The organism is Roseivivax sp. CAU 1753 (genome assembly GCF_054482575.1).
Window position 1 is genome coordinate 76,474 of sequence record NZ_JBTLRF010000001.1, and the last position, 13,663, is coordinate 90,136.

Here is a 13,663-nt window from a genome sequence, read left to right on the forward strand (position 1 = left end):
GGATTTCGGTGCTGTCGCGGCCTGTCAGCCGCTGACAACCGTGCAGGTTCCGGTCTCGGTGTCGTAAACCATGCCTTCGGCGCAGGTCATCCGGGCCTCGTCGTGGCCACAGGCCGCAAGGGCCGAAACCGTCGTTGCCAGGGTCAGGACCATGGCCGTCAGTGCCGTTCGGATCATCGTGTCGCTTCTCCTTCTGGGTCAGCGAAAGATAGCACGGCCTGACCCGGCGTCAAAACGCGAATTGTCGCGCGGCGGGCGGCGTTTCAGTCGGTGCCGAAGACCCGCGCGAAGATCGTGTCGACGTGTTTGGTGTGATAGCCGAGGTCGAACTTCTCTTCGATCTGGGCGGGGGTCAGCGCCGCTGTCACGTCGGCATCGGCCAGCAATTCGGTCTTGAAATCAGCGCCTTCTTCCCAGACCCGCATGGCGTTGCGCTGCACCAGGCGATAGGAATCCTCGCGGCTGACGCCGGCCTGGGTCAGCGCCAGAAGCACCCGCTGGGACATCACGAGGCCTTTGAACTTGTTCATGTTGGCCAGCATGTTGTCGGGATAGACCACCAGTTTGTCGATCACGCCGGTCAGCCGCGCCAGCGCGAAATCGAGCGTGATGGTGGTGTCGGGGCCGATGTTGCGTTCCACCGAAGAGTGCGAGATGTCGCGTTCGTGCCAAAGCGCCACGTTCTCCATCGCGGGGACCACGGCCATGCGCACGAGGCGGGCAAGGCCGGTGAGGTTCTCGGTCAGGACCGGGTTGCGCTTGTGCGGCATCGCCGAGGAGCCTTTCTGGCCCGCCGAGAAGAACTCTTCGGCTTCCAGGACCTCGGTGCGCTGCATGTGCCGGATCTCGGTCGCGATATTCTCGATCGAGGCACCGACGACGCCCATGGCGGCGAAGAAGGCGGCGTGGCGGTCGCGCGGGATCACCTGGGTCGAGATCGGTTCGGGCTTGAGGCCGAGTTGCGCGCAGACATGTTCCTCGACCGCCGGGTCGATATTGGCGAAAGTGCCGACCGCGCCCGAGATCGCCCCGGTGGCGACCTCGTCGCGGGCGGTCTTCATGCGGGCAAGGTTGCGGTCCATCTCGGCGTAAAAGCGCGCGAAGGTCAGCCCCATGGTGGTGGGTTCGGCATGGATGCCGTGCGACCGGCCGATGCGGACCGTGTCCTTGTGTTCATAGGCGCGCCGTTTCAGCGCCGCGAGCAGCGCCTCGATATCGGCGATCAGCAGGTCGGCGGCGCGCACCAGCTGCACGTTGAACGTGGTGTCGAGCACATCCGACGAGGTCATGCCCTGATGCACGAAGCGGGCCTCGTCATTGCCGATGATCTCGGCGAGATGGGTGAGGAAGGCGATCACGTCATGCTTGGTCACGGCCTCGATCTCGTCGATGCGGGCGACGTCGAATTCCACGTCCCGGGCCTTCCAGACGGCGGCGGCGTTTTCGCGGGGAATCACCCCCAGATCGGCCTGCGCGTCGCAGGCATGGGCCTCGATCTCGTACCAGATCCGGAATTTCGTCTCGGGTGCCCAGATCGCAACCATCTCGGGGCGGGAATAACGCGGAATCATCGGGGTCAGCCTTTCCGGACTTGTCTCAGGGTTGGCGCAGGTCATAGACTGCAGGTGCAGCATGAACAAGGGAAGGGAGGCACCCATGGCGATCCGGCTTTCGACCTGCCCTGCACCTGATCTTCCGTTCGAGTTGTTCGATTTCGAAGGCGTATGGCGGTTTCGCCGCAAGATCACGGACCGGAAACTGGGCCAGATCTCACAGGGGCGCGGCACCCTGCGGCTGACCCGCGACGGCGACATGCTGAGATACGAGGAACAGGTCACGCTGGACATGCCCGGCCAGCCCCCGATCGAGGGCACGCGGCGCTATCTGTGGCGGGCCTGCCCGCGCGGCATCGCGGTGCTGTTCGAGGACGGTCGGCCCTTCCACGTGATCGGCCTGCCGGACCGCGCGCCCCGCGACACCCATCACTGCGAGCCGGACATATACACGGTGTCCTACGATCTGGGCGACTGGCCGCTCTGGTCGGTCACATGGGAGGTGTCGGGCCCGCGCAAGGATTACCGGATGGAGACGCTGTTTGTGCGCGACCGGTCGGCCGAGGACGCCTAGCGCTTGCGTGTTAGCCCTTGCACGACTGGGGCGCAGACGGCAAAACATCTGCAATGACGAGGAACAGGAAGGGGACATCCCGATGAATTTCGCGATCGAACGCAATGTGCTTGCCGACATGGTCGGTGCCAATGAAGGTGCCGCGCTGCGGGTCAAGCAGGTCGCCCTTGTGGTGCTGGGCATCGTGGTGCTGGCGGTTGCGGCCAAGATCCGGGTGCCGATGTGGCCGGTGCCGGTGACCATGGGCACCTTCGCGGTGCTGACCATCGGGGCGGCCTATGGCGCGCGGCTGGGTCTGGTGACGATCCTTGGCTACATGCTGGTGGGCGCGCTGGGTTTTGACGTCTTCGCCGGTTCGTCGGCGGAAAGCGCGGGCCTGAGCTACATGATGGGCGGCACCGGTGGCTATCTTCTGGGCTACGTGCTGGCGACCGTGGCGCTGGGCGTTCTGGCGCGCGCGGGCTGGGACCGGTCGGTCGGCAAGATGGCCGGCGCGATGGTGCTGGGCACCGTGCTGATCTACCTGCCGGGCCTGATCTGGCTGGGCATGCTCTTTGGCTGGGACAAGCCGATCCTGGCATGGGGCCTCTGGCCGTTCCTGATCGGTGACGGCATCAAGCTGGCGCTGGCCGCGCTGGTTCTGCCGCTGGCCTGGAAAGCCGTCGGTCGCGCCCGCGGCTGAGCTTTCACCGCAGTCCGGAAATCGCGGCGCATCGGGGCAATCCGGTGCGCCGTTTGCGTTGGGGGGCCGTCCCTATGATCCTGCAGAGAAGCCTGCCTTACGCGGTGTCGCGCAGCGTGCGCCTGCCCGGCACGCGGCCCCTGGGCGATGCGCCCTGGCTGCTGGTCGACGATGCCTTCGCCGCGCAGATGGCCGAACGTGAGGCGCTGCTGCGCGACCGGCGGGACGCCGTGGTGCAGGTGGATGCGGGCGCGCGGCCCGCGGTCGACGAGCTGTTGGCCATGGTGCTGGCGCATCTGCCCGGGGGCTACCGCCGCCACGGCGAAACCGTGACGCGCCCGGACGGGGTAAGCGTGCCGCTGGACGCGGACGACGCGATGGGCACGCTGACACGGCTGGTGCAGGAGGACCTGCTGCTGCTGGAAAAGCGCGGCGGGCCCGAGCATCTGCTGACCGCGGCCTCTTTGTGTTTTCCGTCGCGCTGGCGTCTGTCGGACAAGTTCATGCGACCGCTGGGCGCGATCCATGACCCGGTGCGCGCCTATGACGACGCCATGGCGCGGCGGGTGCAGCGGTTGTGCGACGGCTTGCAGGTGGGGCGTCCGATCTGGCGCTACAACACGGTCGAACATGACACCGGGGCGCTGTTCCAGCCCGAACCCGCGGCGGGTGCGGCACCGCGGGCGGGCGGGGCCGGGGTCGTCCGCTCGGAGCGGCAGGTGCTGATGCGCTTGCCACGGACGCGGGCGGTGGTGTTCTCGATCCACACCTTTGTGCTGCGCCCCGACGACATGCGCCGGGCCGAAGAGGATGCCGGTCCGCGCGACGCCGGGCGCTAGCCGCCGACCAGGTCGAGCACCGGGGCGAAAACGCCGGTCTTCCACAGCGCCAGACCGACACCGCCAAGCGCCGAGACCTGTGCCAGGCGGCGCAGGTGCAGCGCGACCGCAATCCGCTGCAAGAGGGACGGGCGGTCGTCCGGGATGTTCATGGCGTCGATGTCCGCATCGGTGTCGATGTCAGCGTCGCGGGCGGTGCGCGACTTGCGCGACCTGCCGGGGATCGTACCCGCGGACAGGGCATCGGCATCCGCATCGGGGTCCGTCGCGCCGCCGTCGCGCCGCGTCTTGAGCGTGTCCTGCGCCGCCTGCCGGGCCGCGGCGACGCGGGCGGCGCGTTCGGCACCATGTCCGGGCTCTGTCACCGGCGGGCTGCTTTCGAACATCCGCGAGAGGCTTTCCTCGATCTCGTCGACCGAGCGTTCGGTGATCGGGGCATCGACCATTTCGCGCCGGGCGCGCTTGGGCGAGACATAGGAGAACGAGCTTTGGAACTCCTCGGGGCTGAGCAGGGTGCGTTCGTCCAGCCATTCGACATGGGTGGCGTCGACGAATTGCAGCGCATGCAGCACGATGTCCGACAGGATCTCGACGCTCTTGTCGATGCAGGGCGCCGAGGCGCGGGGCCGGGGGGCGACGCGAAACACGATGCGGGCCCCGTCGCGGGGGGAAATGTCGATGTCGATCTTGACCATCAACGTGTCCGAGGCGACGGCGCTGTGGCGCACCGAGGCCTTGGGGGCCTCGCCGCTGGGCGCATCGAACCGCTTGAGGCTGTCGCGGGTGAGGCGCAAAAAACGTTCCGGCTCGATCCCGGTCAGGCTGGGAACGGCAAGGGCGGCATGGGGGCGAACGGGCAGGGTCATGGGTCAACCAGCTGTTTTCGGGTTAACCGGACCCTAGCCCTGCATTTGGGTCAAACTTTGGCCAAAGCCGCACGCCTTTGCGCCGATTTTGAAGCGTTCGCCGGTCAGCCGTCGATGCGCGCGCCCATGATCGCGATTGCCTGCTGATAGACGGTGGCGGCGTTCCATTGCTTGATGGCGTTGAAGTTCGGCTGGCCCTGCTGGTAGCCGGCCCCGGGCCGCCAGCCCTTCTGGCGCAGGAAATTCGCGGTCGAGGCCAGCGCGTCCGATTCGTTGTAGAAATCGACCCGGCCATCGCCATTGCCGTCCACCCCGTAGCGCAGCGCGTTGCCCGGCAGGAACTGGGTATGGCCCAGTTCGCCGTGCTTTGCCCCCTTGGTGGAGGCCGTGATCGAGCCCCGGTCGACCAGCTTCAACGCGCCCAGGGCGTGCGGTTTGAAGAAATCCGAGCGGCGGCAATCGAAGGCCAGCGTGGTGATCGCCGAGACCACCTGGGTGTCGCCCATGAAGCCGCCGAACGCCGTCTCCATGCCGTGAATCGCGATCAGGACACCGGCGGGCACGCCGTAGGCCCGTTCGAGCGATGCGTAAAAGCCGGGATTGCGCGCCTTGCGCTTGCGACCCTGGGCGACGATGGTGTCGGCCCCGCGCACCTGCATGAACTTGTCGAGCGAGTAACGGAAGCTTTTCTGGTTCCGGTCGGCATTGATGGTCGACTGCGAATACCGTGTGGCCGCAAGGGCTTGCAACCCGCGCTGGCCGACGCCTGCTGCCTGCGCCTCGCGCGCGAAATCGGCCTTCCAGGCATCGAACCCCGAGGCGGTATTGCTGCAGGGTGCGGCGATGGCACCGGTGGCGCCCAAGAGGGTGGCGATGGCAAGGGCAGGAAGGGAAAGGCGGCGACGCATGTGGACCTCATGGCGAAAATGACAGGTTGCTCAAAGGTTACGCGGAAATGTCGCTTTGGAAAAGCCGCATTCGCGCGGCAGGCGGGCAGGGGTCGGGCGGTGGGCAAGTCGGCGGTCGGGCAGGGATCAAGCCGGCGAAACCGGCCCGCCCGAGGACGGCCATGGCAGCCGGGTCCGTTACAAGCCGTTGGACTTTGACGCGCGGATCAGAATATTCGTGACTGGGTGAGTTGTCGTCAAGGATCGGGCCCGCGAGCATGGAAACCACCGTCAACGATCTGGACGACATCGCGGCTGACCTCGAGCGGAACGGGATCGCCCAGGTGCAATTCGACAGGCCGCTGAGCGCCCGTCTGCGCCCCCTGTCCCTGCATAGCGGGATCGCCGGGCCGCCGGTCGCGCGGCGTGACTACCTGCGCCGCCTGGGACGGCTGTGCGAGACCTGGGGGGACAGGCTGATCGTGCGCTTCTACGGGCACGAGCGCACCCGATTCGACGCGACCGTTCTGCGGGATCTGCCGGAAATACGCGCCCTGATCGTGAATTGCATCCGCGACGACGCGGACAACCTGGCCGTCATCGGCGAGCTGCCGCAGCTGGTACATCTGGAACTCGGGGTCTACGGGCTTGCGGACAAACAGCTTCTGCACCGCCTGCCGTTGGGGCAATTGACCTATCTGTCGATCGAGGAAACCAACACCAAGGCGCTTGATCTTGCGCCTCTGAGCGGTGCAGGGAAGCTGCGCGGCCTGGCGCTTTACGGGCACAAGAAGAACATTGCGGCGGTCGGTACACTGCCCGGGCTTGCGCAGTTCAGCTTCAATCCCTCGACGACTGTGTCCTGCGATTTTCTGAACGGCATGCGAGGCTTGCGGTCGCTGGGCTTCATGCTCGGGTCGGCGGGGTCGCTGGCCGAGATCACCGATCTGCCGGCCATCGAGGACATCGCGCTGACCATGGTCCGCGGCCTGTCCGATCTGGGGGATCTGCAACGGTTCCCCGGCCTTCAGCGACTGACGGTATCGGATCAGGCAAAATTGCAGGCCATCGAGACGGGCCGGGGCAATGTCAGCCTTCACCATCTGTGGTTTCACAACTGCCCGGCGCTGTCCGCGCTGCACGGGCTGGAGGCGGTGCCGGAGCTGCGGAGCCTGTGGGCCCGGAAGACCGGGCTCGACCTCGGCAGGATCGCCTTTCCGCCGTCGCTGACGCACGCGGCCGTCTTTTCATCCGCGGTGCAGACGCAGGACGCGGAACGCGCGGCGATCATCGCGTCGGGACGTATCCCCGAGCGGCATCCGGACATGCCATTCGCCGGAGGATGACAGCGCGGTTCGGATCGACGGTACGGATCTGATCGACGGCAGGGACCTGATCGACGACAGGGAAAAGGGCGCCCCCGGAGGGACGCCCTTTGAATTTGCCTGGGACTGTCGAGCGATCAGCAGCTGTAGTACATCGGGAACTCGACCGGATGCGGCGTGTGCTCGTAAAGCTGGATCTCTTCCATCTTCAGGTCGATATAGCCGTCGATCTGGTCCTTGGTGAACACGTTGCCTGCCAGCAGGAACTCGTGATCCGCCTTGAGTGCGTCCATCGCCTCGCGCAGCGAGCCGCAGACGGTGGGGATGCCTTCCAGCTCTTCGGCGGGCAGGTCGTAGAGGTTCTTGTCCATCGCCTCGCCCGGGTCGATCTTGTTCTTGATGCCGTCGAGACCGGCCATCAGAAGCGCCGCGAAGCACAGGTAGGGGTTCGCGGAGGGATCGGGGAAGCGGGCCTCGACGCGCTTGGCCTTGGGGCTTTCGGTCCACGGGATCCGGATGCAACCCGAGCGGTTGCGGGCCGAGTAGGCGCGCAGCACGGGGGCCTCGAAGCCGGGGATCAGGCGCTTGTAGGAGTTGGTCGAGGGGTTGGTGAACGCGTTCAGCGTCTTGGCGTGCTTGAGGATGCCGCCGATATACCACAGCGCTTCCTGGCTCAGGTCGGCGTATTTGTCACCGGCAAAGAGCGGCTTGCCGTCCTTCCAGATCGACATGTTGCAGTGCATGCCGGACCCGTTGTCGCCGTAGATCGGCTTGGGCATGAAGGTGGCCGACTTGCCGTAGGCATCCGCCACGTTGTGGATGATGTACTTGAACTTCTGCAGGTGGTCGGCCTGTTCGGTCAGCGAGCCGAAGACGAGGCCAAGCTCGTGCTGGCACGACGCCACCTCGTGGTGGTGCTTGTCGACCTTCATGCCCATGCGCTTCATGGTCGACAGCATCTCGGAGCGGATGTCCTGGCCGTGATCGACCGGGTTGACCGGGAAGTAGCCGCCCTTGAGGCCCGCGCGGTGGCCGGTGTTGCCCATCTCGAAATCCGCGTCGGTGTTCCATGACCCGTCGATCGCGTCGACCTCGTAGCCGACCTTGTTGATGGAATTCGAGAACTTGACGTTGTCGAACAGGAAGAACTCGGCCTCGGGACCCCAGTAGGACACATCGCCGATGCCCGAGGACTTGAGATAGGCCTCGGCCTTCTCGGCGGTGCCGCGCGGGTCGCGCTCATAGGCTTCGCCGGTGTCGGGCTCGACCACCGAACAGTGCAGGCAGATCGTCTTTTCCGCATAGAACGGGTCGACATAGACGGTGTCGGTGTCGGGCATCAGCTTCATGTCGGAGGCTTCGATCGACTTCCAGCCGGCAATCGAGGAGCCGTCGAACATGAAGCCTTCCTCGAGGAAATCCTCGTCGACTTCGTCGGCGATCAGGGTGACGTGCTGCAACCGGCCGCGCGGATCGGTGAAGCGGACGTCCACGTACTCGACATCCTCGTCCTTCATCAGCTTGAGAACTGCGTCTATGCTCATTCCCCGGGTTCCTTCCATTAAAAGTAACGTGTGTTTCTTTGACGGGTTAAAGCGCGTCCGACCCGGTTTCCCCGGTGCGGATGCGAATGGCTTGTTCGACCGGGCTGACGAAGATCTTGCCGTCGCCGATCTTGTCGGTCTTGGCGGCGTCGACGATGGCCTCGATGGCGCCGTCGACCTGATCGTCATCGAGCACGACCTCGATCTTCACCTTGGGCAGGAAGTCGACGACATATTCGGCGCCGCGGTAGAGCTCCGTATGGCCCTTCTGCCGCCCGAAGCCCTTGACCTCGACCACGCTGAGACCCTGGATACCGGCCTCCTGCAGCGCTTCCTTGACCTCGTCGAGCTTGAACGGCTTGATGATCGCTTCGATCTTTTTCATGCCTTGCCTCCTGGTGTTCCGTTTGAGACGCTGCAGACCACGTCCCCGGCGAAGGGACAATTGGCAGACAGCGGATTTCCGGTGTGGAGAATGCCTTAAAAATAGGCGAGGTCAATTCTTGTGCGACATGCTCAAAAATCAGGCGGAAATGAATCGCGGGGGCCGGGGGGATCGGTCGGCGCGCGTGCGGGGGCCGGTGCAGTTGCGTGTGCAGGTGCGGTTGCAGGTGCGGGTGCAGGTGCGGGTGCAGGCGCGGGGGCCGGGCGATGCAGGACGTGCTGACCTCGGACGCCATGCGCGCGCTGGAACGCGGGGCGATGGAGCGCGGGGCGGTGACCGGGCGCGCGCTGATGGAGCGCGCGGGACGTGGCGTGGCGGAAGAGATCCGGCGCAACTGGCCCGATCGGCGCCGCGCGGTGGTGCTTTGCGGGCCGGGCAACAACGGCGGCGACGGCTTCGTGGTGGCGCGGCATCTGGCCGGGGCGGGCTGGCGGGTGGCGGTGTTCCTGCTGGGCGCGCCAGACGGTTTGCCGCCGGATGCGGCGGCCAACCATGCGGCGTGGTGCCGGATCGGCGCGGTCGACCCCTATGACGACCGGGCGCTGCAGGCGCTGAGGATCGACCCGGGCGAGGCCTGGGTGCTGGTGGATGCGCTGTTCGGGATCGGCCAGCGCGCGCCGCTCGACGCGGTGTTGGCACCGGTGCAGGCGCTGCTTGCGCGGGTCGAAACGCGCCCGGCCATCGTCGCGGTGGACCTGCCGACGGGATACGACGCCGATACCGGTGCCACCCTGGCGACGCAGCCGCTGGCGGCGGATCTTGTGGTGACCTTCCATGCAAAAAAGCCGATCCATGCGATGAACGTGCTGGGCGATGCGCGCATCGCGATCGTCGATATCGGGCTGTGAGGCCCGTCAGACCGGTGCGGCCCGGCGGGTGCGGGGCGGCGGAACATTTGGGGGCACCATGTATCACGCGCCAAGAGATGTGACGGTCGGGCCGGGGGTGCGGGCGGCGCTGACCAAACCGGCGGATGCGCACAAGTACGATCACGGTCACGCGCTGGTGGTGTCGGGGGGTGCCGGACGGACCGGGGCGGCGCGGCTGGCGGCGCGCGGGGCGCTGCGGATCGGGGCCGGGCTGGTGACGCTGGCTGTGCCGGGATCGGCGCAGCAGGAAGTGGCGGCGCAGATCACGGCGATCATGCTGCGGCGCTGCGATGACGCGGACGCGCTGTCGGCGCTGCTGGAGGATGCGCGGCTCAATGCGCTGTGTCTCGGGCCCGGGCTCGGGCTTGAACGGGCGGCGGCGCTGGTGCCGGTGGCGCTGGCGGGCGGATCCGGGCGCAGCGGGGCGCGCAGGGTGGTGCTGGACGCCGATGCGCTGACGGCCTTCGCGCCCGATCCGGCGGTGCTGTTCGCGCGTCTTCACGACGGTGTGGTACTGACGCCTCATGCGGGAGAGTTCGCGCGGATGTTTCCCGACCTCGCGGAGGGGGCGGACCGGCTTGCGCAGGTGCGGCAGGCGGCGGCGCGGTCCGGCGCGGTGGTGCTTCTGAAGGGGGCGGAGACGGTGATCGCGGCCCCGGACGGACGCGCGCTGCTGGCCCGCGCAACGGGGCCTGACGCGGCCCCCTGGCTTGCCACCGCGGGGGCGGGCGATGTGCTGGCGGGGTTCATCACCGGGCTGTTGGCGCGCGGGATCGCACCGCTCGAGGCGGCGGGGTATGGCGCGGTGCTGCACGCCGCGGCCGCGCGCCGGTTCGGGCCGGGGCTGGTGGCGGAAGACCTGCCAGAGGCGCTGCCGGGCGTGTTGCGCGACCTCGGTTGCTGAGCGCGGGCGAGATTTTAATTAAAATCTCGCAACGCAATTTTAGTTAAAATTGCGCCACCGCGGGGTCAGGCGTCGTGTGGGACGGGGGGTGCGGCGGCGACCTCGAGCCCGTCGGCATAGACGATATGCGGGGCGTCGAAGACCAGTGCGACCAGCGTCATCTCACGCGGCCCGAGGGCGCGGACGAATTCGCCATCGACCAGCCGCGCGACCGGCACCAGGGCCCGGTCCGACCCGAACAGCGCCTTGGCGCGCCAGTCGCGGATCAGCACTTCCTGGGTGGCGGGCATGAGCGCGTCCTGATCGGGCCGGGTATGGCCGAAGGTGCCCGCGCGGATCGAGACCGCATCGACCGGCCCCTTGCGGATGATCACGTCGCAAAGCACCGCCATGCCGCTGTCGCGGGTGATGACGCGATCGCCGGGCGAGAGATATTCCACCGGCATGGTCCCGTCGAGCGTAAGCACGGAAGTGCCCGCGGCAAGCGCGTTGTGCATGTGGCGGATGGAGTCGTGGCGCAAGGGGGCTGTGCCCCCCGATGCGCGCCGGACCGTTTTCGGTTCCATAGGCGCTGTCCTGTCTGTTCCTGCCTCAGTTTTTCAGCCACGATATGCCAAGATCCGGTTAATGTCGCGCATTTTCTCAACCCATTTTTCCTCTCGCATCCGGCCCTGCGCTTTGCTAGAGAGCGCTCCAACTGGGGTCGGGCAATGTCCGGCCCCGTTTGGATATTGGCGGGTGTGGCGAAATTGGTAGACGCACCAGATTTAGGTTCTGGCGCCGCAAGGCGTGGGGGTTCAAATCCCTCCACCCGCACCAGAGGATGAGAAAAAGGACACCGACATGCAGGTCACCGAGACCCTGAACGAAGGCCTGAAGCGCGGATACGCGATCAAAGTGACGGCCGATGAGCTGAACGCGAAGGTCAATGAAAAGCTCACCGAGGCGCAGCCCGAGGTCGAGATGAAGGGCTTCCGCAAGGGCAAGGTGCCGATGGCCCTGCTCAAGAAACAGTTCGGCCAGCGCCTGATGGGCGAGGCCATGCAGGAAGCCGTCGACGGTGCCATGAACAAGCATTTCGAGGACAGCGGCGACCGCCCGGCGATGCAGCCCGAGGTCAAGATGGCCAACGAGGACTGGGCCGAGGGCGACGACGTCGACGTCCAGCTGAACTACGAAAAGCTGCCCGAGGTGCCCGAGGTGGATCTGTCGGGCATCACCATCGAGAAGCTGGTCGCCAAGGCGTCGGACGCGGATGTGGACGAGGCGCTCGGCAACCTTGCCGAGACCGCGCAGGACTTCCAGGACCGCAAGAAGGGCACCAAGGCCAAGGACGGCGATCAGGTCGTGATCGACTTCCTCGGCAAGGTCGACGGCGAACCCTTCGAGGGCGGCGCGGCAGAGGATTACCCGCTGGTGCTGGGCTCCAACTCGTTCATTCCGGGCTTTGAGGAGCAACTGGTCGGTGTCAAGGAAGGCGACGAGACCGCCGTCGAGGTCACCTTCCCCGAGGAATACGGTGCCGAGAACCTGGCCGGCAAGGCCGCGGTCTTCGACGTCACGGTCAAGGCCGTGAAAAAGCCGGTCGCCGCCGAAATCAACGATGCGCTGGCCGAGAAGTTCGGGGCCGAGGATCTCGAGGCGCTGAAGGGCCAGATCCGAGAGCGGCTCGAGGCGGAATATGCCGGTGCGGCGCGCCAGGTGATGAAGCGCCAGGTGCTGGATGCGCTGGACGCGCTGGTCAGCTTCGACCTGCCGCCGAGCCTTGTCGAGGCCGAGGCCAAGCAGATCGCGCACCAGATCTACCACGAAGAGCACCCCGAGGATCAGGGCCACGAGCACGGCGAGATCGCGCCGGACGCCGAGCAGCAGAAGCTGGCCGAGCGGCGCGTGCGTCTGGGCCTGTTGCTGGCCGAGTTGGGTCAGAAGGCCGAGGTGCAGGTCACCGATGCCGAGATGACCCAGGCGATCATGAATCAGGCGCGGCAATACCCGGGCCAGGAGCGCGCCTTCTTCGACTTCGTGCGGCAGAACCAGCAGATGCAGCAGCAGATGCGCGCGCCGATCTTCGAGGACAAGGTAATCGACCACGTGGTCGAGCAGGCCTCGGTGACGGAGAAGGAGGTCTCGAAGGAAGAGCTTCAGAAGGCCGTCGAGGCGCTTGACGACGAGTGATCCGACGCGCTGTCCGGTGAACGGGGCCGTCCTTCGGGGCGGCCCTTTATTGTTTGTGCGGTGTGTGGGCCAAGGTGCGGCTGGGTTGGTGGTCTTCGGGTCGAGCCCAGGGCCAGGGAATGACGTCGGGTGGTTCGGCTGTTGCGTGGGGGGGCCGGTGAGGCCGCGGATCGGGTCCGGGGCCCGTGTGGCGCGAGGCCCGGATCGGGTCCGGGGCGGGGGCGGATCGCAACGGCGCGCGTCAGGTCACGCGCAGGCCCCGGCACTGCGAATGAGGCACAAAAAGACCCGCGGGAGGGTGGGCTCCCGCGGGTTGCAAGTCGACACGGATGGCGGTGTCGGCTTAACGGTCGTCGCGCGCGTCGTCCAATTCGGACTTTTCCTGCACCGCAGGTTTGCCGGTGGCTTGCTCGACTTCGGTTTCTTCCTCGTCGAGCTGGGCCGCGCCCAGATCGTCGAACAGTTCCGCGATCTCGAACTCGGCCTGCGCCTCTTCCTCGGCGGCGGCATCCTGGATGGAGCGGCCGGACGCCTGCAGCTCGGCCTCTTCGGGCGAACGGGCGACGTTGAGGGTGATCGAGGTGATCACTTCGGGGTGCAGGTTCAGCTCGACCTCGTGCAGGCCCAGGATCTTGATCGGATCGCGGATGATGACCTGCTTGCGGTCGATCGAGAAACCGGCCTCGGAGCAGACATCGGCGGCGTCACGGGTGGTGACGGAGCCGTAGAGGTTGCCGCCGTCGGAGGCCTGGCGAATCACCACGAACTGCTCGCCACCGAGCTTGTCGGCCACGGCCTCGGCTTCCTTGCGGGTTTCGAGGTTGCGCGCCTCGAGGTCGGACTTGCGGCCCTCGAAGGAGGCGATGTTCTCTTTCGAGGCGGTCAGTGCCTTGCCCTGAAGGAGAAGGTAGTTGCGCGCGAAGCCGGGCTTGACGTCGACGACGTCGCCCATCTGGCCCAGCTTGGCCACGCGTTCCAGAAGAATGACTTGCATCTGCTT

At 66.5% G+C, this 13,663-nt stretch carries 15 protein-coding genes and 1 tRNA gene; 8 read left to right on the forward strand and 8 right to left on the reverse strand.

Annotated elements, in window-relative coordinates:
- Positions 1-24 precede the first annotated feature (24 nt).
- On the reverse strand, positions 25-177 hold the full coding sequence (locus ACXYMN_RS00385) for a hypothetical protein (RefSeq protein ID WP_459011385.1): 153 nt from the start codon (positions 175-177) through the stop codon (positions 25-27).
- A gap of 86 nt (positions 178-263) precedes the next feature.
- Complete coding sequence (purB, locus tag ACXYMN_RS00390; RefSeq protein ID WP_459011386.1) at positions 264-1,571, reverse strand: adenylosuccinate lyase; 1,308 nt, start codon at positions 1,569-1,571, stop codon at positions 264-266.
- A gap of 85 nt (positions 1,572-1,656) precedes the next feature.
- On the opposite strand from purB, the gene ACXYMN_RS00395 reads away from it, so the two are divergent.
- The 3 genes from ACXYMN_RS00395 (at position 1,657) to ACXYMN_RS00405 (ending at position 3,648) form a co-directional block, all read left to right on the forward strand.
- Positions 1,657-2,127, forward strand: a complete 471-nt coding sequence (locus ACXYMN_RS00395; protein WP_459011387.1) for a DUF6314 family protein — start codon at positions 1,657-1,659, stop codon at positions 2,125-2,127.
- Between the two features lie 82 nt (positions 2,128-2,209).
- Positions 2,210-2,809, forward strand: a complete 600-nt coding sequence (locus ACXYMN_RS00400) for a biotin transporter BioY (RefSeq protein WP_459011388.1) — start codon at positions 2,210-2,212, stop codon at positions 2,807-2,809.
- Between the two features lie 74 nt (positions 2,810-2,883).
- Positions 2,884-3,648 carry a heme-dependent oxidative N-demethylase family protein gene (locus ACXYMN_RS00405; protein WP_459011389.1) on the forward strand — a complete coding sequence of 255 codons (765 nt, stop codon included), beginning with the start codon at positions 2,884-2,886 and terminating at the stop codon, positions 3,646-3,648.
- Here ACXYMN_RS00405 and ACXYMN_RS00410 read toward each other — a convergent pair.
- A complete protein-coding gene (locus ACXYMN_RS00410; protein WP_459011390.1) occupies positions 3,645-4,514 on the reverse strand; it encodes a hypothetical protein in 870 nt (289 codons plus the stop codon). The two genes, ACXYMN_RS00405 and ACXYMN_RS00410, sit on opposite strands and share 4 nt — an antisense overlap.
- Positions 4,515-4,618: 104 nt before the next feature.
- Complete coding sequence (locus tag ACXYMN_RS00415) at positions 4,619-5,422, reverse strand: lytic murein transglycosylase (protein WP_459011391.1); 804 nt, start codon at positions 5,420-5,422, stop codon at positions 4,619-4,621.
- Positions 5,423-5,679: 257 nt separating this feature from the next.
- Here ACXYMN_RS00415 and ACXYMN_RS00420 point away from each other — a divergent pair, with 257 nt between their 5' ends.
- The gene (locus ACXYMN_RS00420; RefSeq protein WP_459011392.1) at positions 5,680-6,747 is read left to right on the forward strand and encodes a hypothetical protein; all 1,068 of its coding nucleotides are present in this window, start codon (positions 5,680-5,682) and stop codon (positions 6,745-6,747) included.
- A gap of 116 nt (positions 6,748-6,863) precedes the next feature.
- Here ACXYMN_RS00420 and glnA read toward each other — a convergent pair whose 3' ends face one another.
- Entirely contained in the window at positions 6,864-8,270 is a 1,407-nt protein-coding gene (gene glnA / locus ACXYMN_RS00425; protein ID WP_459011393.1) for a type I glutamate--ammonia ligase, read from the reverse strand.
- Positions 8,271-8,316: 46 nt separating this feature from the next.
- A complete protein-coding gene (locus ACXYMN_RS00430) occupies positions 8,317-8,655 on the reverse strand; it encodes a P-II family nitrogen regulator (protein WP_459011394.1) in 339 nt (112 codons plus the stop codon).
- A gap of 266 nt (positions 8,656-8,921) precedes the next feature.
- Here ACXYMN_RS00430 and ACXYMN_RS00435 point away from each other — a divergent pair, with 266 nt between their 5' ends.
- Together ACXYMN_RS00435 and ACXYMN_RS00440 are read left to right on the forward strand one after the other, a co-directional pair.
- Positions 8,922-9,563 (forward strand): NAD(P)H-hydrate epimerase, encoded by a 642-nt coding sequence (locus ACXYMN_RS00435; RefSeq protein ID WP_459011395.1) that lies wholly within the window; start codon positions 8,922-8,924, stop codon positions 9,561-9,563.
- A gap of 58 nt (positions 9,564-9,621) precedes the next feature.
- The gene (locus ACXYMN_RS00440) at positions 9,622-10,488 is read left to right on the forward strand and encodes an NAD(P)H-hydrate dehydratase (RefSeq protein WP_459011396.1); all 867 of its coding nucleotides are present in this window, start codon (positions 9,622-9,624) and stop codon (positions 10,486-10,488) included.
- A 65-nt stretch (positions 10,489-10,553) separates the two neighbouring features.
- Here ACXYMN_RS00440 and ACXYMN_RS00445 read toward each other — a convergent pair whose 3' ends face one another.
- A complete protein-coding gene (locus ACXYMN_RS00445; protein ID WP_459011397.1) occupies positions 10,554-11,054 on the reverse strand; it encodes a Hint domain-containing protein in 501 nt (166 codons plus the stop codon).
- Positions 11,055-11,222: 168 nt separating this feature from the next.
- Between ACXYMN_RS00445 and ACXYMN_RS00450 the strand changes: the two genes are divergently transcribed.
- Positions 11,223-11,307, forward strand: a tRNA-Leu gene (locus ACXYMN_RS00450).
- A 24-nt stretch (positions 11,308-11,331) separates the two neighbouring features.
- Complete coding sequence (tig, locus tag ACXYMN_RS00455) at positions 11,332-12,663, forward strand: trigger factor (protein WP_459011398.1); 1,332 nt, start codon at positions 11,332-11,334, stop codon at positions 12,661-12,663.
- A gap of 343 nt (positions 12,664-13,006) precedes the next feature.
- Here tig and rplI read toward each other — a convergent pair whose 3' ends face one another.
- Positions 13,007-13,657: a 50S ribosomal protein L9 gene (gene rplI, locus ACXYMN_RS00460; RefSeq protein ID WP_459011399.1), complete on the reverse strand. Its 651-nt coding sequence runs from the start codon at positions 13,655-13,657 to the stop codon at positions 13,007-13,009.
- Between the last annotated feature and the right edge of the window lie 6 nt (positions 13,658-13,663).

Coding starts and splice junctions, on each gene's coding strand:
- ACXYMN_RS00385 (WP_459011385.1), bottom strand. CDS start 177: ATGATCCGAACGGCACTGACGGCCATGGTCCTGACCCTGGCAACGACG.
- purB (WP_459011386.1), bottom strand. CDS start 1,571: ATGATTCCGCGTTATTCCCGCCCCGAGATGGTTGCGATCTGGGCACCC.
- ACXYMN_RS00395 (WP_459011387.1), top strand. CDS start 1,657: ATGGCGATCCGGCTTTCGACCTGCCCTGCACCTGATCTTCCGTTCGAG.
- ACXYMN_RS00400 (WP_459011388.1), top strand. CDS start 2,210: ATGAATTTCGCGATCGAACGCAATGTGCTTGCCGACATGGTCGGTGCC.
- ACXYMN_RS00405 (WP_459011389.1), top strand. CDS start 2,884: ATGATCCTGCAGAGAAGCCTGCCTTACGCGGTGTCGCGCAGCGTGCGC.
- ACXYMN_RS00410 (WP_459011390.1), bottom strand. CDS start 4,514: ATGACCCTGCCCGTTCGCCCCCATGCCGCCCTTGCCGTTCCCAGCCTG.
- ACXYMN_RS00415 (WP_459011391.1), bottom strand. CDS start 5,422: ATGCGTCGCCGCCTTTCCCTTCCTGCCCTTGCCATCGCCACCCTCTTG.
- ACXYMN_RS00420 (WP_459011392.1), top strand. CDS start 5,680: ATGGAAACCACCGTCAACGATCTGGACGACATCGCGGCTGACCTCGAG.
- glnA (WP_459011393.1), bottom strand. CDS start 8,270: ATGAGCATAGACGCAGTTCTCAAGCTGATGAAGGACGAGGATGTCGAG.
- ACXYMN_RS00430 (WP_459011394.1), bottom strand. CDS start 8,655: ATGAAAAAGATCGAAGCGATCATCAAGCCGTTCAAGCTCGACGAGGTC.
- ACXYMN_RS00435 (WP_459011395.1), top strand. CDS start 8,922: ATGCAGGACGTGCTGACCTCGGACGCCATGCGCGCGCTGGAACGCGGG.
- ACXYMN_RS00440 (WP_459011396.1), top strand. CDS start 9,622: ATGTATCACGCGCCAAGAGATGTGACGGTCGGGCCGGGGGTGCGGGCG.
- ACXYMN_RS00445 (WP_459011397.1), bottom strand. CDS start 11,054: ATGGAACCGAAAACGGTCCGGCGCGCATCGGGGGGCACAGCCCCCTTG.
- tig (WP_459011398.1), top strand. CDS start 11,332: ATGCAGGTCACCGAGACCCTGAACGAAGGCCTGAAGCGCGGATACGCG.
- rplI (WP_459011399.1), bottom strand. CDS start 13,657: ATGCAAGTCATTCTTCTGGAACGCGTGGCCAAGCTGGGCCAGATGGGC.